The sequence below is a fragment of the Pseudomonas sp. 2822-17 genome, assembly GCF_002742485.1.
Lineage (GTDB): Bacteria > Pseudomonadota > Gammaproteobacteria > Pseudomonadales > Pseudomonadaceae > Aquipseudomonas > Aquipseudomonas cyclaminis.
In genome coordinates this window covers 619,809-638,014 of the sequence record NZ_LJRZ01000500.1, presented here as the reverse complement: position 1 = coordinate 638,014, position 18,206 = coordinate 619,809, and the positions used below count along the sequence as shown (strand labels likewise).

Below are 18,206 nucleotides of genomic sequence, written 5' to 3'. Positions count from 1 at the left end.
TGCGCCCGGACCCAGGCTGAGTAAGCGTTGCTATGTTCCTTGCGACATAGCGTAGCCAACTCTTGCGTTGGGCCGGCAGAAACAGCCGACTCCGGTTTATTTCAGATCAAACTCGCCGACCATTCCCGATTGGTAATGCCCCGGCACGTTGCACGCAAACTGAAGCCCTGCACTGTCGTTGAAGGTCCAGATCAGCTCTTGGGTTGCGCCAGGCTCAATCAGGACACTGTTAGGGTCGTCATGCTCCATTGCCACCATCTTCATTCCGCCCATGCCGTGGCTCATGCCGCTCATCTTCCCGGTACCGGTAGGGCTCAGTGTTCCGTTCTCGAACATACTTGCCATTTCTTTCTGGTGTGCTACATGAGCAGCGGCTTTGCCGATGTTGAACTCATGCAGCAGCGAACCCTCGTTGTGTAGGACAAAGCGGACTGTTTCACCAGGTTTTACGTCGATGCTTTTAGGCTTGAAAAAAATGTCGCCCATCTCGACCTCTACCGTGCGGGTAACGTCAGAGGCCACACCAGGCTGACCTATGTCGTCTTGTTCATGCCCTGCATTGGCCATAGCCGTGGCAGCGAAAAACAGGGTCATAGCTGCGATGAACGGGGTAGCGAGCGTAGTTTTCATGGTGACCTCAGGAATACGTGGGAACATTGGCTATGCTAATGATGCTCAGCTGCCAGCTAACTGACTTGGGCATTACTTCTTTGTCAGTTTTATAAACAGATACGGCGTCCAATTGACGCCGCAACAAGATGCTGACAAGTACTTATCCAGGGGCGTTTATTGATGGTTTCCTGAAAGCATCAATTTGTGCTCGCGCTGCATCTGGCGCAAAACGTCATCGACGATTTTGTCGTGCTTCTCCATCCAGGCTAGATGCTGCTGCGGTGACATTGAGGCATCTGGGTGATCGTTGTGGAGTTGGCTCATGATGTCTCCAAGCATCTTCATGTGCTCTGCCATGTGGATGTGACGCTCTCCTTCAGGGGCTTGTTCAGCTTTCATCAACGTGGCTTCGGCCTTTTCGCGCAAACCTTCCATACGCTCAATCACACGATCTCCACCGCTTTCAGCCCACACAGAAGCCGAGACGAGTATCGAGCTTACAAAAAACAGCATTTTCAGGCGGTTCATAGGGTTAGCTCCTCATGAGGGAATCCGACTTCCATACGATTCATCGCTCAGAGGTCGGTCGAGCACCAATGAAATGCTCATGTCTGAACCCTAGCCAGCACTCGCTGACATCTACCTGAAGCCAAGATTACTTTTCTGTCAGTTGCTGGTTGGCTGCCAGTTTTCGTTGCAGACTTCGCTTAACCATTATCTGAGAACGACCTCATGAGACTTCTTGTCGCTGAAGACGAACCAAAAATAGGTATCTATTTGCAGCAAGGGCTCAACGAGGCCGGGTTCAATGTCGACCGGTTCACGAATGGAAAAGAGGCGCTTCAGCACGCTTTGAGCGAAGCCTATGATCTGCTGATTCTCGACGTCATGATGCCGGGTTTGGATGGCTGGGAAGTCCTGCAGAAGGTTCGCGCTTCCGGGAAAGACGTCCCGGTGCTTTTTCTCACTGCCAGAGACCGCGTTGAAGACCGAGTGAAGGGACTTGAACTCGGTGCGGATGACTATCTGATCAAACCCTTCGCGTTTTCTGAATTGCTTGCTCGAGTCAGAACGTTGCTGCGTCGAGGTAGCAGCGCACCTTCGCAAACCTTTATGAAACTGGCTGACCTTGAAGTGGACCTGCTCAAGCGTCGAGCCATCCGAGGAGGCAAACGCATAGACCTTACGGCCAAAGAGTTCGCGTTGCTTGAGCTTCTGCTGCGTCGTCGAGGGGAGGTGCTGCCAAAATCACTTATCGCCTCCCAGGTTTGGGATATGAACTTCGACAGCGATACCAATGTTATCGAGGTTGCAGTGAGACGGCTCAGGGCCAAGATAGACGACGATTTTGAGGTCAAGTTGATTCATACCTCAAGGGGAATGGGTTACATGCTCGATGCACCAGATTCGGAGTCGTGATGAACCGGATGTCCCTGACGACTCGTATGAGCCTGATGTTTATGCTCGCGGTAACGGCCGTGCTCACGGTCGCCGGACTCAGTTTCAATAACCTCAGCCGGCATCATTTCAAGATGCTGGATCAGCAGGCGTTGTACGAAAAACTCCATTCGACCCAGCGGATCTTGTCCGGGCTGAGCAACATCGATCAATTCAGCGAGGCTAAACCGGAGTTAGAAGCGCTGCTGGGCGCACACCGTGATTTGACTGCGCTTATCATCGATGGCGACGGCAAGGTGCTGTTTGCGGATCCCGGCCCGGTCGACGTTCCGAAGGCCTTTCGCACAACCACAAACACAACCGTCTGGGAATGGCGGGAGCAAGAGCAGATGTTCCGTGGTGTGACTGCGCAATCCGTAGTGACGGGACAAGAAAAGCCATTAACTGTCATGTTGATTTTTGACGTGACGCAGCATATGTCCTTTTTCGAGACGCTCGAACGATGGTTTTGGATAGGGTTGGTGATCAGCGCATTGGTCAGTGCTGCACTCGGCTGGATGGTCGCTAGCAGTGGCATGCGGCCTATCCGCCAGGTCACACGGGTTGCTGCCTCCATGTCAGCAAAATCACTCAAGGAGCGTATTCCCCTGGCACCCGTTCCGAAAGAGCTTCAACAGATGGTGTTGTCGTTCAACGCCATGTTATCCAGGCTCGACGATGCGTTTGTCCGGTTATCCAACTTTTCGGCAGACATTGCCCACGAACTACGGACCCCCGTGAGCAACTTGATGACCCACACTGAAGTGGTGCTTTCAAGAAAAAGAAACATCGAGGACTACGAAGACAATTTGTACTCCAATCTTGATGACTTGAAGCGCATGAGCCGGATGATTGATGACATGCTTTTTCTGGCGAAGTCAGACAACGGTCTAATTACCCACGAGAACAAGCCAATAGACCTGGTGGCGGTCGTGGAAAAATTGCTTGAGTACTATCGCCTCTTGGCGGATGAACGCGGGATCGAGCTCAAGGTTTCAGGACGGGGGAGCGTGCGAGGTGATGCCCTTATGCTAGACCGGGCTATTTCAAATCTGCTCTCAAATGCGCTGCGCTATACCTATGAAGGGACGTCAATCAGTGTCGATATTCAGCACAAGGACGCGTCGGTAACGGTTGTCGTGGAAAACCATGGTCAGCCCATTGCCCCCGAACACCTTGAAAAGCTGTTTGATCGTTTTTATCGCGTGGACCCAGCGCGGCGAGAAGGAAGTCCAAGCAACGCAGGGCTAGGTCTGTCGATTACCCGATCAATTGTCGAGGCGCACAATGGCAAGATCTGGTGTACGTCAGGCGACGGAAAAACGGCTTTTCATCTTGAGTTTCCGGCCGTCGATTCAACGGTTAGCTGAGCGACGAACATTTGTGATCATCGGCGGGTTGGCGTTCTGCGCTTAGCTACGCCTCTGCGGATTTTGTAGATCGATTTAACTCCCCGGTCCTGCGGTATGCCGTCTCTTTTCCAGGCCTTGCTACGCTCAACGACTCGATGCCAAACATCGGATCAAGCTGACTGAAATGTAATCGAACAGTTTGTGATCGTGTGGCATCGTGTTCTCGCACTGTAACGTTAGGGCTAGCGAGTTTCTCCTGTTCAACCTGGCGAAGAGGACGGGGGCTCCGAGTTAATCAACAGTGGTTTTTAAAGAAATTAAAAACTAGTTCCTCCCAAAAAACCTCGAATCAACAGCGCTTGCTGTGAGGAGTCTTGCATGTCATTCCTTAAAACTACGTCCGTGGCCGTTGCAATCACTGCTGGTTTGCTTCTGAGTGCAGTGGCCCAGGCACATCCGAAACTACTTTCTTCCACTCCGGCAGAAGGCTCGGATGCGGCGGCTCCGTCGAAAATCGAACTGCATTTTTCTGAGAATCTCACCACTCAGTTTTCCGGTGCAAAGCTGATCATGACCGACATGCCTGGCATGCCTAACTCCCCCATGGGTGTAAAGGCCGCTGTCGCTGCTGGTGGTGATCCGAAAACGATGGTGATTACGCCGGCTGCACCGCTGACCACCGGTACCTACAAAGTTGAATGGCGTGCAGTGTCTTCGGACACCCACCCGATCACCGGCAACTTTTCATTCAAAGTGAAATGATCCATGAGCGACTCATTAAATATCGTGGTTCGCTTTGCTCTCTATTTTGACCTGATGTTGTTATTTGGACTGGCCATATTCGGCTTGTACAGTCTCAGGGGAAAGGAAAGGGTATCGGGCACGGTCTTGAACTTTGAGTCGCTTCTTTACGGTACTTCTATTGCAGGTGTAGCTCTGTCCCTTGCTGCGATGTTGTTGCTTGCAAAAGCAATGAGCGGTGTATCGGAGCTTATGGAGCTACATCACCACATTTTTGAAATGGTCATCATGGGCACCGATGTTGGGTTGACCTGGATGGTTCGGATAGCCGCCTTGGTGGGGGCAATTCTGGGCGTCGCGTTGAATAAACGATATCCGACACCCAGCCTCTGGATCGTCACCGCCTGTGGAGCAATCGCGTTGGCCACGCTAGCCTGGACAGGGCATGGTGCCATGGACGAAGGCAGCCGCCGCTACTGGCATTTTCTCAGCGACATTTTCCATTTATTAGCGGCAGGTGGCTGGTTGGGTGCTCTAGCGGCCTTCGCTCTACTGCTGCGGTTGAAATCGCTGAAGGGTGAGGAGGAAGCACGTATTCTTGCCCGCGTGCTGACTGGCTTTGAGTCGGCCGGCGGTGTGATTGTTGCGATCATAAGCGTTACGGGAGTTGTAAATTATCTTTTCATCGTCGGTCCCAACCTTGATGAGGTCATGCTCAGTACCTATGGTCAGTTGCTGTTTTTGAAGATCCTGCTCTTTGCCGGGATGATCGTTTTAGCGACGCTGAACCGCTTTCACTTAAGCCCGCTATTGGAGCGCTCGGTTCGCAATGGTCAATACTCTGTAGCGGTCAATGCCTTGCGCCGCAGCATGAAATTCGAATTCCTGATGGCAATCCTCATCATCTGTCTTGTCGCATGGTTAGGCACGCTAAGTCCTGAAATGGAAATGAGCGCGCAATAGAGGTTTCTGGCAGCTAACCAAGAAGCCTAGAACGTGATTGTTAGCACCATTTCTACTGGCTACACTTCAGCCCATGACACGCTATCTACGGCTTTGCCTGATTTTCCTGATTAGCCTGGCGCTTCCCTTCAGCGGGATGGCGGGTGTTCAGGCGCCGACAGAGCCGTGCCCCATGCAAACCATGGGCATGGCGATGATGGACGGCATGGGCCAAGACTGCTGCCATGACATGAAAAGCCCAACCGAGCACGGTAAACCCTGTAAGCCGGGCCAGGAGTGCAAGACCGGCGGCATGCTGCAAGTCTCCATCATCAAGCCTCCGGTGACCCTGTCGAGCCCCCTCGCAGCGTCCATCTCCATAGATTCCCATCCTGTGCAAACCCCATCAGGGGTATGGCGACCTCCCCGCATTTGATTCCTGTACCACACTGAGCCTCATTCCGCGTCAGGCGGTATGGGATATCTGCGTGCATCTCTCATGAAGCACGCAGTGGATCATCACAGGAATCGTGAACATGAAATCCAAGTGCTATTGCACAGGGCGGCCCCTCGTGGCCATCTTGGCGGCAAGCGTATTGGCCACGCCGAGTTTCGCTGCTGCGTTGACACTCGATGATGCTTTGCAACTGGCTGAAACCAATGCGCCGTCGCTGACTGCACAAGATGCAAAAATTCGTGCCGCCACTAGCGCAGCCATCCCAGCCGGGGAACTACCCGATCCCAAGTTGCTGGTAGGTATACAGAACTATCCCATTGGGGGGCCGGATCGCTGGAGCATCGATCAGGACTTCATGACCATGCAAATGGTCGGTGTCAGTCAGGAAATGCCCAACAGCGCCAAACGAAAAGCCCGAATTGAGGTTGCTGATGCAGCCATTGAGCGCGCTGCCGCTGAGCGTCAGGTCGAACGTCTAAAGGTTCGTCAGGCCACGGCGCTGGCCTGGATCAGCAGCTATTCCGTTGAGCGTAAAGACGCGCTGTTCCAGGACTTCTATAGGGAAAACCGCCTGCTGGCCGATACCGTCCGCGCGCAGATTGCCGGTGGCCGCGCTCAACCTGCTGATGCCGTCACGCCCAAACAGGAGGCGGCACAACTGGAAGAGCAGCAGGACGATCTGATTCGCCAGCGATCGCAAGCCCGAGCAGCTTTGAAGCGCTGGATTGGACCAGCCGCAAACGATAAACCCGTGGGCAGCTTGCCTGAATGGCCTGTAGAAGCCTCTGGTTACTCTCATAAGGTTCAACATCACCCAGAATTGGCTGCGTTTGCCCCAATGACCCGCGAAGCGCAGGCCAGGGTCCGCGAGGCCGAAGCGGAAAAGCGGTCTGATTGGAGCTGGGAAGTCGACTATCAGCATCGCGGCCGAGAGTTCGGCGACATGGTCAGCGTGCAGTTTTCATGGGATCTACCACTGTTTCCTGACTCGCGACAAAACCCAAAAATCGCAGCCAAGCATGCGGAACTCAATCAGCTTGAGGCTGAGCGTGAAGTCCTTTCACGCGAGCACACCCAGCAATTGGAGGATGAGTTAGCGGACTATGAGCGCCTGAACCGCGCCGTTCATCGAGCCCAGACCAGCCTGCTCCCTTTGGCTAAAGAAAAGGTCGAGCTCACTATGGCCAGCTATCGCGCCGGCAAAGGCGATCTGAACTCCGTCGTGGCCGCTCGGCGCGAGCTTATCGAAGCCCGTCTCAAGCAGATTGATGTTGAAGAGCAGCGTGCTCTCACCAGCGCTCGCCTGTATTTCGCCTATGGGGAGTCCGCTCAATGATCTCTCGAACATGGAAAGGGGTTTTTGTTGTCAGCATCTCAATTGCCTTGGGCGTTGCCGGTGGTTACTGGTTGGCCCAACCGAGGGTGAGCGCAGTACCGGATGCAGCATCGGAGCCGAAGCCGGAGCCATCAGTCGATCGCAAGGTTCTGTATTGGTACGACCCCATGTACCCACAACAGAAATTCGATAAGCCGGGTAAGTCGCCCTTCATGGACATGGAGATGGTCCCTCAGTACGCGGATAGCAAGGGGGACAGCGCCACTGTTCGCATTGATCCAAGCCTGACCCAGAATCTTGGTGTGCGACTGGCTACGGTCAATCGAGGTGTGTTTGCTTCGAGTCTGGACGTTGTCGGTGTATTGACCTTCAACGAGCGTGACGTCGCCGTCATCCAGGCCCGTACGGCGGGTTTCGTCGAGCGCGTGTATGCCCATGCTCCTGGCGATGTGATCAAAGCCAACGCCGCCTTGGCGGATATTCTTGTCCCGGAGTGGGCTGCGGCTCAGGAGGAGTTTCTCGCACTCAAGCGTAGCGGCGATGCGGGCTTGCTGGCAGCGGCTCGCCAGCGTTTGCGGCTTACCGGGATGCCGGCGGCATCGATTACTCAAGTAGAGCGCAGTGGCAAAGTCCAACCGAACCTGACCCTCACCAGCCCTATCAGTGGGGTGTTGCAAGAACTCGATGTGCGCGAAGGTATGACAGTGGCTGCCGGCCAAACGCTGGCACGCGTGAATGGGTTGAGTAACGTCTGGCTGGCTCTGGCGGTCCCGGAGACTGAATCCGGGTCGATCCAGCTGGGCCAAGTGGCTGAGGCGCGTTTGGCCGCGTTCCCAGGCGTCGTGCTCAACGGCGTGGTAAGCGCGATTCTTCCAGAAACCAATTCCGATAGTCGCACCCTTCGCGTGCGCGTCGAATTGCCTAATCCGCAAGGCCGTCTCAGGCCGGGCATGACCGCACGCGTGAGCCTTAATCGCGCGACGGAGCAAAGTGTGCTGTGGGTGCCGAGCGAGGCGGTCATTCGCACCGGTCGACGTGCTCTGGTGATGCTCGCTGAAGACGCCGGTCGCTATCGTCCCGTGGAGGTGCAACTTGGGCAGGAAAGCGATGGCAAGACGGCGATATTGAAAGGCTTGGAAGAGGGCCAAAAAGTGGTTAGCTCTGGCCAGTTCCTGCTCGACTCAGAGGCCAGTCTTAAAGGCATCGTTGCCAAATCAGCGGAACCTTCACCCACCAGTGCCGCCGCCGGTTTGCATGAAGCGGATGGGAAAATCGTTGAGATCAACGATAAAGAAGTCACTCTCGCTCACGGCCCTTTTAAGACGCTGGGCATGCCTGGCATGACGATGACGTTCCCGCTCGCCAATCCCGCTCTGATGCAGGGCCTTAAAACGGGCGACAAGGTCCGGATAGGTGTGAATCAGACCGACGACGGCTTGCGCGTTGAGCGTCTGGACAAATCAGGGGGCCAGCCATGATTGCCGCCCTGATTCGTTGGTCAGTAACCAACCGATTCCTGGTGCTACTGGCGACGCTGTTCATCACGGCCTGGGGCATTTGGTCGGTGCAGAGCACGCCCATTGATGCGCTACCAGACTTGTCCGATGTGCAGGTGATCATCCGCACCCCGTATCCTGGACAAGCACCCCAGATTGTCGAGAACCAGGTCACCTATCCGTTGGCCACCACCATGCTCTCAGTACCAGGTGCCAAGACGGTGCGTGGTTATTCCTTTTTCGGTGACAGCTTTGTCTATGTGCTGTTCGAAGACGGCACTGACTTGTACTGGGCTCGCTCGCGGGTGTTGGAGTACTTGAGCCAAGTACAAAGCCGCTTGCCGGCCAGCGCCAAGCCAGCGTTGGGGCCAGATGCGACAGGCGTAGGATGGATCTTCCAGTACGCGCTGGTGGATCGCACTGGCGGGCATGATCTGGCGCAGCTACGCGCCCTTCAGGACTGGTTTCTCAAGTTTGAACTCAAGACCCTGCCCAATGTGGCGGAAGTGGCCACTGTGGGCGGCATGGTCAAGCAGTACCAGGTACAGCTAGATCCGCTCAAATTGGCCAGCCTTCGTATTACGCAGGCCGAGGTGAGCGAAGCGATCGGCAAGGCTAACCAGGAAACTGGTGGTGCAGTGCTGGAGATGGCAGAGACCGAGTTCATTGTGCGGGCTTCCGGCTACTTGAAAACGCTCAATGATTTTCGGGCGATCCCCCTCAAGCTGGGATCGGGCGGTGTGCCGGTGAACTTGGGCGATGTCGCCACGATCCAGTTGGGGCCGGAGATGCGCCGTGGCATCACCGAACTCGACGGCGAAGGCGAGACGGTTGGCGGCGTGGTGATTTTGCGCAGCGGTAAGAATGCTCGCGAGACCATTGCGGCGGTCAAAACCAAACTCGACGAACTCAAAAGCAGCCTGCCGGCCGGGGTGGAAATCGTCACCACCTACGATCGCAGCAAGCTGATCGACCGTGCTGTGGAAAATCTCAGCCACAAGCTCATCGAAGAGTTCATCGTTGTCGCATTGGTTTGCGGGATCTTTCTTTGGCACCTGCGCTCGTCCCTGGTGGCGATCATTTCCCTGCCGGTCGGTGTGCTGATGGCCTTTATTGTCATGCGCTACCAAGGGATTAACGCGAACATCATGTCCTTGGGCGGGATAGCCATCGCCATCGGCGCCATGGTCGATGCTGCTGTGGTAATGATCGAAAACGCACACAAGAAGATTGAGGCCTGGCACGTCGCCAATCCTGGTGAGGAACTGAAGGGTGAGCGTCATTGGCATGTAATGACCGAAGCAGCGGCTGAAGTTGGACCAGCTCTATTCTTCTGTTTGTTGATCATCACCCTTTCGTTCATTCCGGTGTTCACCCTGCAAGCGCAAGAGGGGCGGTTGTTCGGCCCGCTGGCTTTTACCAAAACCTACGCCATGGCCGCAGCAGCAGGATTGTCAGTGACCTTGGTGCCGGTGTTGATGGGCTATTGGATTCGGGGACGGATTCCTAGTGAAAAAAACAACCCGCTGAACCGCTGGCTCATCCGGATCTACCAGCCGGCTCTGGATGCAGTGCTGCGGCGACCGAGGGTCACGCTGCTGGTGGCGGCGTTGGTGTTTTTTAGTGCGCTATGGCCACTGTCGCGCTTGGGTGGCGAGTTTCTTCCGCCTTTGAATGAGGGCGACCTGCTCTATATGCCTTCGGCCCTGCCCGGATTATCCGCACAGAAAGCGGCGCAACTGCTGCAACAAACCGACCGTCTGATAAAAACCGTGCCGGAGGTCGAACATGTCTTCGGTAAAGCGGGACGTGCCGAAACTGCCACCGACCCGGCGCCGCTGGAGATGTTCGAAACCACTATCCAGTTCAAGCCGCAGGAGCAATGGCGCCCAGGCATGACTCAGGAAAAACTGGTGGAGGAGCTGGACCGAGTGGTGCGGGTTCCTGGGCTGACCAATATCTGGATACCACCGATTCGCAACCGAATCGACATGCTGGCTACGGGGATCAAAAGTCCGATTGGTGTAAAGATTGCCGGCACCAATCTGACGGAGATTGATTCCGCGACTCAAGCGGTCGAGCGAGTGGCCAAGGGCGTACCCGGTGTCAGTTCGGCTCTGGCCGAGCGATTAACCGGTGGACGTTACATCGACGTGGATATCGACCGAGAAGCCGCCGCCCGATACGGACTGAATATCGCCGATGTGCAGTCAATCGTGGCCGGCGCTATCGGCGGTGAAAATGTCGGCGAGACCATTGAAGGGCTTGCACGCTTCCCTATCAACGTCCGTTACCCTCGGGAGTGGCGGGATTCGCTTGGCGCTTTGGAGCAGTTGCCAATTTACACCCCGCTAGGCAGCCAGATCACCCTTGGCACAGTGGCGAAGATCAAGGTCAACGACGGGCCGCCGATGCTCAAAAGTGAAAACGCACGGCCTTCAGGCTGGGTGTACATCGACGTGCGCGGCCGGGACATTGCCTCCGTAGTCGCCGATTTGCGCCGGCTCGTCAGCGAGCAGGTCAAGTTGCAGCCCGGCATGAGCCTGAGCTACTCAGGTCAGTTCGAATTTCTTGAGAGGGCCAACGCACGACTAAAACTGGTGGTCCCTGCCACGCTGCTGATCATCTTCGTGCTGCTTTACCTGACATTTGCCCGCTTTGACGAGGCCCTGCTGATTATGGCCACGCTGCCATTTGCCCTCACGGGCGGTGCATGGTTTCTTTATCTTTTGGGATTCAACCTGTCGGTTGCCACCGGGGTCGGCTTTATCGCCTTGGCCGGCGTTTCTGCCGAATTTGGCGTGATCATGCTGCTCTACCTGAAAAATGCCTGGGCCGAGCGTCAAGACCTCGGTGACGACACAGAACGCGAGTTAATGGCCGCGATTCGTGAAGGCGCTGTGCAGCGCGTTCGACCCAAGGCCATGACCGTGGCGGTGATTATCGCTGGTTTGTTACCTATACTTCTGGGAAGCGGTACCGGCAGCGAGGTGATGAGCCGCATTGCCGCCCCGATGATTGGCGGTATGGTCACGGCGCCCTTGCTGTCGCTGTTTGTCATTCCAGCGGCCTATCAGCTCATGCGCCGCCGAAACCTATCCGCTGAGCTTGGCAGGGACTGACGCGTAGAAAATGTACAAAAGGGGCTGCACTTGCAGCCTCGTTTGCTCTGCACAGCTCGTTTTCATCAGTCCTGTTCGCGATGTGTATTGAAATTAGCGAGTTTATGTCTTTTGCATAAACTCGCTAATTTCGATACATACGCTGTGGTCAGTGCCATGACCCACCAGCACTTGCCTGAGAACGAACGCTGCCACCACTGTGTTTCGATGACCCAGAAAAGCATTCTGACTCAAAGCCGACTCAGCATTCGTCACCCACAGATCTCTCTTGAAATTGAGGCAAATGACCTTAATATGATCTTATCTTGCCATCATCGTTTTCAATCATGGATGTTTCTCGGGGGTAGGTCGGAATGGCAGAACAAGAAGACGCTAAGCCCGCAAGCGGGCGCTTCAACACAAATGATGAGACGAAGCGGATCGTATGGACACAGACCGCTGGTCATTGTGAACTGTGCGGTACGGATCTGACGTTCGACTATCGTGCCGGCAAGCCAATGAGATGGGGCGAAGTGGCGCATATTCTGCCCGCCAGTCCCAAAGGCCCTCGGGGACGCGCCGATCATGATGCTGAGGCGCACACAAACGATACCGCTAATCTGATGCTCCTGTGCCCAGGTTGTCATGACAAAATTGATCGTGACGCAGATGGGTATCCTGAAAATGATTTGAGTGGTTTACACCAAGCGTACCTGGAACGCATCCGACTCGCCGCAACGACCCCCGATGGTGGTAGAGCCATTCCTCTCATCGTCCAAAGTCAGCATTTTCAGACAATCAACGATATTCCCGTTCGCGATCTGTTGACTGCGATGTCCGCCGAGGGATTAACCGCCTTCGATCAAGGCATCAAAATCACTTTCCCTGCGCCCGGACCACGCGGCCGCGACGCTACCTATTGGCAAAACGTCAAAGACAGCATCCAGTATGAGCTGGAACAGCAACTCAAGCGTCGCGGCGGCACCTACGGCGATTCGCCTGCGCTGGCAGTAGTCGGCTTGGCCGACATCCCGGCTTTGATGATGCTGGGCCAGAGTATCGGCGACCGTTCCAAGCGCTTGATCTTCTCCTTTCACCGCGAACATCGTTTGCGCTGGCCCGATCAGTCCGCCGAGCCGCCCGCTTTTTTGTTTACACCTCCCCCCGAAGGCGACGGGCCACTGGCGCTGGTGCTTTCTATTTCTGCGCAAGTCCCAGTTCGCGACGTGACTGACGCTCTGCCCGGTGCACGTATTGCAGAGCTGGCGATCCCAGAACCAAGCTATGCGATGGTACAGAACCGTCGAGTGATTCATGCCTTTCGCGACGCACTTCAAATACGGCTGAGCCAGCTTGAAGCTCTGACTCCTGACCCTATCCACGTCTTCGCCGCAATTCCTGCGGCATTGGCCATCGAGTTTGGCGCGTTGCTCACAACGCAGCATCAACATACGTACCTGATCTTCGATCGGGACAAAGAAAACCATGATCGGTTTACGCAAACACTGCAATTGGGCTCGGTGGCCCAGGAGGCTAGGTAAATGCTATTGAGCAACGAACAGACCAAGCGCAGCAGTTGGGAATATTTTCTGCTTCGCGCCGCGCGGGAGATCTCGCTGTCGGAAGCGCAGTACGAAAAAATCAATGACCGCTACTCCCAACTGGAAAAAATCCTCTCGGCTTCCGACAACCCGCTGCTCGCAGAGGCCCACATCTTTGTTCAAGGCTCGATGCGGCTGAAAACGACCATCAAGCCAATCCCGGGCGCGCCTGCGGATCTGGACACCATTGATGCGGACGCGATTATCTGGCTCCCTCACGCTCAAGGCGCTAGTGCGAAGGAAGTTTTAGAAGCGATTGAGCAGCGTTTTAGGGAAGGCTCCCGCGTTCAGGAAGAAGTTAAACAGTTACGTCGTGGCATCCGCATCGTTTATGCCGACGAAAATCCAGGCTTCCACATCGACGTCACGCCTGCCCGCGCAATCAACGGAAATGGCGAAGCAAACGGCGAGGGAAAGCTGGAGGTTCCAGATCGGGTCACAGGGTGGAAAGCAAGCAGCCCTATCCCGTACTCGAATTGGTTACAGGTTGCCTCCGCCCAGGAAATCTCTCTGGAAAGCTTGGTAGTTGCCAAAAGCCAGCGAATGCTCGATGCCGCGACACAAGATCCTTTGCCGCATTATCAGGATTACATCGATCAAGATCCCCTGCGTGCAACCATTAAGCTGCTCAAGCGGCATCGCGATGAGTGGGCCATCAACACAAGGAGCGCTGATACACGCCCCATATCTGCGGTCATCACCACCCTGGCCACTCACGCATATCTGGATGTCGTGAAGGAATCGCAGTCGAAGCCTTTGGCTCCGCTTGATGCAATTTTGGAAATCGTCCGCAGAATGCCGCAGCACATCGCGCATAGAGGAAACGATTGCTTTGTCTGCAACCCTGCCGATAACGGCGAAAACTTTGCAGAAAAGTGGAATCGACCAGGCGAAGGGCAAGGCTATCGCCAAGCATTTGCCAAGTGGCATGCGGACGCCAGTGCATCCGTATCACTGGGTTTGGAAAGTTTTGAATCCAATGATTCCTTTGCCGAGGCAGTGAAAAAGAATTTCGGTATTGCACCGGCACTCATTACGGCAGTGAACAATGAGATCCCTGCGAATTGGACCATGCCCGGCCGACCGGATGGCACTACTCGAAACTCTGCTTCGATGGGTTCGCTCTTCGGAGGGGCCAGCGGTGGCGCAACCTCTCAGTCGAGCGTAAAGCCAGTTGGACGCCTTGGTTGATCCTATTACGACGCCATTGCAGCGCGGAATCGCCGCACTGCGAAATACCCTAGGTCAGGACGCTGCCGATGCATTGCTCCAGCCCGCACCCATGCGGGCTGACGAAGCGGCGTCCTTTTACTTTCCCTTGCCCATCGATTACACGGGGCAGGAGCGGCGACTGCGTATTGGTTTCCCCTCCAATTTTCCCCGTGGGCTCTTGCGGCTGAACGTCGAACCCTCTCCATGGCTGGTTTGGCCGCATGCCACCAGGTCGGGGCTTTGCCTTCATGGCTTTCAGGAACGCCCCATCATGGGCTCCCCGGAGGTTGTGGTAGAGGACAGCCTTGCTCGCTTGGCACAGATCGTTTCGTTGTCCAAGATGGGATCAAGCCAGGCAACGCGCGATATCGAATTTCAGAACGAGATCACTACCTACTGGTCTTTTCAGCACGGTCAGTCATTCCAGAACCTTTTACTGTTGGATCGACCTCAGGCTGCCTCGCAGTTGTTTGCACTCAGCGATCCGCGCCGGGCTGTGCCATCCGGTCAGGAAACGGTTTGGTTAGCATCGAACGTAGCTGCACTCAAAGGGCATTACCGACGGGTTGTCGGGCGTTCCGCTGTTATTCGCGCGGCCGAAACTCCCGGTTTTTACGTCAAGCTTCAGACTTATCCGGATATCCGCACCCCGGATCCAGAAGATTTATTGCCGTGGCTAACGCCCCACCTTAAACCCGACGATGCCGAGCAATTGCTGGCATGGTTTGAGCAGAATGGAACGTTGGCGAGTCGATGGATTGTTCTGGAGCTTCCAGGAGGGGCAGATGCTCCAACATATTGTCTGAATGTGCGCTCGCTTGGCGTACAGCAGGAGCGGGGGGCAAAGTTCGGCTTGCGTACAGCGCGCCGCCGGCCAGCTATCGCAAATGCACATCCTCCGGCGCTCGTCCGGGCAACTGCCCTGGACGTGCTTGATCGAGCGTCCATTCTGTCCCGCGATATAAGCGGCACTGCCCAGCACCTTGAAAGTGCTCGGGTAGTTTGCGTTGGTGTTGGCTCGTTAGGCAGTGCGGTGGCAATACAGTTGGCACGATCCGGTGTCGGCCACCTCACCCTCATCGATCCTGACACCTTGGTATCAGCCAATCTGGGGAGGCATGTTCTTGGAGCGGATAGCCTAGGGAGACTGAAAGCCTCAGCGTTGAGGGACAAGATTTTGTTAGATCTTCCGACGACAGAATGCACCGCTTATTCGACTTTTGCCGAAGTGGTGATGAGCAGCAAACCAGAAGTGTTCGATAACGCAGATCTGGTGGTGATCACGACAGCAGATTGGCAGTCGGAGGTCACTGTATGGCGAGCGAAATCCAGCGGCGCTCCTTGGGGGCTCTTACAAGCCTGGAGCGAACCGCATACCCAGGTAGGTCATGCGCTATTCGCACCAGCCGGTACGTTTGATGGCCGTCATCTATTCACGAACGTCGGCGATTTCTTGAATAGATTTACAGAGTGGCCGGGAGGAGGTGTTGTTCCACTACCCGCCTGTGGGGAGAGCTTTATCCCAGGCGGCTCGCTGGGGATGACCAATATCGCCTCTATGGTGTCGCACACGGCCCTTCGCGCATTGACTGGCAACATCGCCACTGCATCTTGGGTCAGCAGCATTTACAGACCTGAAGATGTGCTGAGCCTGGGAGGCCAATACCTTGGGCCCAAACTGCCAGAGGGGGCGCAGCAAATCCTACTCGAGCGTGGATGGCCGGAAGATAAGGACGAAACGGTATGACGGATATCGCATGGCGCTGGCGATGGCCGGAGGTGAATACCGAGCTATTGGTGTCCCAAGCTGTCGCGAACATCTTCGATAGTCATCGGCAGGGCCTTTTTGGCGTGGAGCGAGGGGGACAGTTATTCGTCAATCCGGTTGATCCGAAAGGTCTGCTGTTGGCCTTGGCCACGGTGCCTCATCGCGCCGATCGGTCAGGTTGGTCTTGGCTAGAGTTGGATGCGGAGCGGTGCCGTCAGGAGATTAGGGCTGCCAACGAACAAGGGTTACGTCTGGTGGGCTACTGGCATACACACCCCCAATCCGTTCCGGTGATCTCTCCGGCAGATATCGGAAGTTTCTCCAAATTTGCCGCACGTTACACGCAGGATTTGCCGCACCCGATAGCCGTTATTGTCGGCAAGTCCGAAAAACCTGAAGGTATCAAGGCGTGGTCGTTCAGGGACGGCAGATATGTTGAGGCAGCCTGGGTCAGATGAGCTTTAAGTCCGTGAGGTGGAAGGCAGGTCAGCGTTTATCTTTACCCGCTAGCATCAGGGCGAAGAGCTCTGCCTGAAAGCGGGCATCATCCAATGCGTTATGGTTCGGCTCGCTGAGTGGCTTCAGCGCAGCGGTCATTTTGGATGATTTTGTTTCCTGCCAGCTGCAACCTAAAGCGCCCATAAAGTAGGCCTTCATGTCGATGGCGGTAAAACCAAAGGGGTTGGTTTCCAGGTATTTGTGGAAGTAGTAATTGACGAATGACCAGTCAAACGGCGCATTGAGTCCTACGAAAATGACCTTTTGCCCCGTTTGGCAGGACGATTTCAGCCACTGATCAAATGTCAGCATCGCCTGTTGCGGAGCGAGGCCATCACGCTCCAGATTCTCCAGACTCAGCCCCGATACTGCCAGCGCTTCGGGGTCGTGTTTCGGACTGTCAGGTCGTAGTTCAAGATAGATGGACGTTTCAGGTTGGGCTACAAGACAAGCTCCAATGGAAAGCAGACTGTATTCGCCTGGTATAGGTCCAGACGTCTCGACATCGACGGAAACATAAAGCTCATCAGGGTGCATGTCATATCCTTTCGTGTAGTTACCTGATCACGCTCAGGCTTAGCCATGTGAAGGTGGAAAGGCAGGTATAGCCGTTGACCCATTTTTTGCCCTTTCACTCGTTATCCGGCGTTCGAGCAGCGGCAGTGTCTGTCAGCGGTTGCCCATTCCTTTGGTCAGCTCTGCGCCCAGGCATAATGATGTGTGTCATTCTGATGGCGGATGAGGGCCGGACGATCATGAGTGAAACCGAGCGTTGGATAGTCAAGTGCCAAAAAACTGAGGACGGTACTGGCGACATCATCATCGATCTGCCTCAAGAGTTGCTTGACCAAATGAGGTTAGGTGTTGGGGACGACCTGGAGCTAACCGTAGCGAATGGCACACTAGTGCTTACGCCCGTGCACAACGCAACATCATTGCGGACCATGGTTTCTGGCGTCCTGCGTCAGGATGTCTATCATGCTTACCGCATGCGTCTGGAGAGGCTTCTTCATATCTCTGTCAATGCCTCGGATCTGAACATTCACGACATGATAGTAGCTGGCTTCTCGGTCAGCCTGATCAAAATGCTTTGTGATGATGGAACCTTAAGCGACGAAGAGCGCGACAGAATCATTCAACCCAAAACGCTAAAAACAAAACTGTCAGCCAATCAGCTCTTAACCCTGCCTGAGAGCGATCGCCTTTTCCGGTTTGTACATATTACCGCCATGGCCGAGGTGATCTTCGGTGACAAAGTTAAGGCCAAACAATGGCTTTCCAAACCCAAAGCCCGCTTTTTGGGAGAAAGCCCATCGTCGATGGTTGCTACAACCTTTGGCACACATCTAGTCGAAGAAATGCTGATTCAAGTGTCGGAGGGCATGTCATTTTGATTCAGCCGCAGCCAAACGGCGTCTACCGCCCCTTGAGTAACATGGATTTCAGGCGCCTATACCGGCGTCGCCTTGCCGATACGGCATCCACGGGCATCCATTGAAGCACTAGGTTTCACTCACATCGGCACGTACCGTTGAGAAAGATACACGCACGGCAATGGCATAGCTGGGTACTGGCGCAAACCACTTTATCGGGTGGCAGCTCGATAGAAATCATCCCGTTCAGTGAGATGAAGGGAGAAGACGAAACAGCCAT

The 18,206-nt window shown here is 55.1% G+C and carries 16 protein-coding genes; 13 read left to right on the top strand and 3 right to left on the bottom strand.

The features are described 5' to 3' along the window. Positions 1-96 precede the first annotated feature (96 nt). Entirely contained in the window at positions 97-630 is a 534-nt protein-coding gene (locus AOA60_RS21400) for a plastocyanin/azurin family copper-binding protein (RefSeq protein ID WP_099586119.1), read from the bottom strand. A 156-nt stretch (positions 631-786) separates the two neighbouring features. Continuing rightward, on the bottom strand, positions 787-1,140 hold the full coding sequence (locus AOA60_RS21395) for a co-regulatory protein PtrA N-terminal domain-containing protein (protein WP_099586118.1): 354 nt from the start codon (positions 1,138-1,140) through the stop codon (positions 787-789). Between the two features lie 204 nt (positions 1,141-1,344). Here AOA60_RS21395 and AOA60_RS21390 point away from each other — a divergent pair, with 204 nt between their 5' ends. The 12 genes from AOA60_RS21390 to AOA60_RS21335 all read left to right on the top strand — a co-directional run bounded on the left by AOA60_RS21390 (position 1,345) and on the right by AOA60_RS21335 (position 16,513). Beyond that, entirely contained in the window at positions 1,345-2,031 is a 687-nt protein-coding gene (locus tag AOA60_RS21390; RefSeq protein WP_019816984.1) for a heavy metal response regulator transcription factor, read from the top strand. Next, on the top strand, positions 2,031-3,419 hold the full coding sequence (locus tag AOA60_RS21385) for a heavy metal sensor histidine kinase (RefSeq protein WP_099586117.1): 1,389 nt from the start codon (positions 2,031-2,033) through the stop codon (positions 3,417-3,419). The genes AOA60_RS21390 and AOA60_RS21385 overlap by 1 nt, the downstream gene beginning before the upstream one ends. Before the next feature lie 360 nt (positions 3,420-3,779). Further along, positions 3,780-4,163, top strand: coding sequence for a copper homeostasis periplasmic binding protein CopC (gene copC, locus AOA60_RS21380; protein ID WP_024014909.1), 384 nt, complete (start codon positions 3,780-3,782; stop codon positions 4,161-4,163). 3 nt (positions 4,164-4,166) lie between these two features. Further along, positions 4,167-5,105 (top strand): copper homeostasis membrane protein CopD, encoded by a 939-nt coding sequence (gene copD / locus AOA60_RS21375; protein WP_024014908.1) that lies wholly within the window; start codon positions 4,167-4,169, stop codon positions 5,103-5,105. 73 nt (positions 5,106-5,178) lie between these two features. Continuing rightward, positions 5,179-5,520: a hypothetical protein gene (locus AOA60_RS21370; protein ID WP_080377434.1), complete on the top strand. Its 342-nt coding sequence runs from the start codon at positions 5,179-5,181 to the stop codon at positions 5,518-5,520. A gap of 100 nt (positions 5,521-5,620) precedes the next feature. Then, a complete protein-coding gene (locus AOA60_RS21365) occupies positions 5,621-6,877 on the top strand; it encodes a TolC family protein (protein ID WP_099586116.1) in 1,257 nt (418 codons plus the stop codon). Next, on the top strand, positions 6,874-8,355 hold the full coding sequence (locus AOA60_RS21360) for an efflux RND transporter periplasmic adaptor subunit (RefSeq protein WP_099586115.1): 1,482 nt from the start codon (positions 6,874-6,876) through the stop codon (positions 8,353-8,355). The genes AOA60_RS21365 and AOA60_RS21360 overlap by 4 nt, the downstream gene beginning before the upstream one ends. Continuing rightward, positions 8,352-11,495: an efflux RND transporter permease subunit gene (locus AOA60_RS21355; RefSeq protein WP_099586114.1), complete on the top strand. Its 3,144-nt coding sequence runs from the start codon at positions 8,352-8,354 to the stop codon at positions 11,493-11,495. The genes AOA60_RS21360 and AOA60_RS21355 overlap by 4 nt, the downstream gene beginning before the upstream one ends. A 353-nt stretch (positions 11,496-11,848) precedes the next feature. Then, entirely contained in the window at positions 11,849-13,015 is a 1,167-nt protein-coding gene (locus AOA60_RS21350; RefSeq protein WP_099586113.1) for an SAVED domain-containing protein, read from the top strand. After that, on the top strand, positions 13,016-14,266 hold the full coding sequence (locus AOA60_RS21345; RefSeq protein WP_033897209.1) for a nucleotidyltransferase: 1,251 nt from the start codon (positions 13,016-13,018) through the stop codon (positions 14,264-14,266). After that, positions 14,250-16,034, top strand: coding sequence for a ThiF family adenylyltransferase (locus tag AOA60_RS21340; protein ID WP_099586112.1), 1,785 nt, complete (start codon positions 14,250-14,252; stop codon positions 16,032-16,034). The genes AOA60_RS21345 and AOA60_RS21340 overlap by 17 nt, the downstream gene beginning before the upstream one ends. After that, on the top strand, positions 16,031-16,513 hold the full coding sequence (locus tag AOA60_RS21335; RefSeq protein WP_034115605.1) for a Mov34/MPN/PAD-1 family protein: 483 nt from the start codon (positions 16,031-16,033) through the stop codon (positions 16,511-16,513). Before AOA60_RS21340 ends, AOA60_RS21335 begins: the two co-directional genes overlap by 4 nt. A 28-nt stretch (positions 16,514-16,541) precedes the next feature. Here AOA60_RS21335 and AOA60_RS21330 read toward each other — a convergent pair whose 3' ends face one another. Continuing rightward, positions 16,542-17,090: a 3'-5' exonuclease gene (locus tag AOA60_RS21330; RefSeq protein WP_034115604.1), complete on the bottom strand. Its 549-nt coding sequence runs from the start codon at positions 17,088-17,090 to the stop codon at positions 16,542-16,544. Between the two features lie 218 nt (positions 17,091-17,308). Between AOA60_RS21330 and AOA60_RS21325 the strand changes: the two genes are divergently transcribed. After that, complete coding sequence (locus tag AOA60_RS21325; protein WP_256592858.1) at positions 17,309-17,947, top strand: antitoxin Xre/MbcA/ParS toxin-binding domain-containing protein; 639 nt, start codon at positions 17,309-17,311, stop codon at positions 17,945-17,947. Positions 17,948-18,206 lie beyond the last annotated feature (259 nt).

Coding starts and splice junctions, on each gene's coding strand:
- AOA60_RS21400 (WP_099586119.1), bottom strand. CDS start 630: ATGAAAACTACGCTCGCTACCCCGTTCATCGCAGCTATGACCCTGTTT.
- AOA60_RS21395 (WP_099586118.1), bottom strand. CDS start 1,140: ATGAACCGCCTGAAAATGCTGTTTTTTGTAAGCTCGATACTCGTCTCG.
- AOA60_RS21390 (WP_019816984.1), top strand. CDS start 1,345: ATGAGACTTCTTGTCGCTGAAGACGAACCAAAAATAGGTATCTATTTG.
- AOA60_RS21385 (WP_099586117.1), top strand. CDS start 2,031: ATGAACCGGATGTCCCTGACGACTCGTATGAGCCTGATGTTTATGCTC.
- copC (WP_024014909.1), top strand. CDS start 3,780: ATGTCATTCCTTAAAACTACGTCCGTGGCCGTTGCAATCACTGCTGGT.
- copD (WP_024014908.1), top strand. CDS start 4,167: ATGAGCGACTCATTAAATATCGTGGTTCGCTTTGCTCTCTATTTTGAC.
- AOA60_RS21370 (WP_080377434.1), top strand. CDS start 5,179: ATGACACGCTATCTACGGCTTTGCCTGATTTTCCTGATTAGCCTGGCG.
- AOA60_RS21365 (WP_099586116.1), top strand. CDS start 5,621: ATGAAATCCAAGTGCTATTGCACAGGGCGGCCCCTCGTGGCCATCTTG.
- AOA60_RS21360 (WP_099586115.1), top strand. CDS start 6,874: ATGATCTCTCGAACATGGAAAGGGGTTTTTGTTGTCAGCATCTCAATT.
- AOA60_RS21355 (WP_099586114.1), top strand. CDS start 8,352: ATGATTGCCGCCCTGATTCGTTGGTCAGTAACCAACCGATTCCTGGTG.
- AOA60_RS21350 (WP_099586113.1), top strand. CDS start 11,849: ATGGCAGAACAAGAAGACGCTAAGCCCGCAAGCGGGCGCTTCAACACA.
- AOA60_RS21345 (WP_033897209.1), top strand. CDS start 13,016: ATGCTATTGAGCAACGAACAGACCAAGCGCAGCAGTTGGGAATATTTT.
- AOA60_RS21335 (WP_034115605.1), top strand. CDS start 16,031: ATGACGGATATCGCATGGCGCTGGCGATGGCCGGAGGTGAATACCGAG.
- AOA60_RS21330 (WP_034115604.1), bottom strand. CDS start 17,090: ATGCACCCTGATGAGCTTTATGTTTCCGTCGATGTCGAGACGTCTGGA.
- AOA60_RS21325 (WP_256592858.1), top strand. CDS start 17,309: ATGAGTGAAACCGAGCGTTGGATAGTCAAGTGCCAAAAAACTGAGGAC.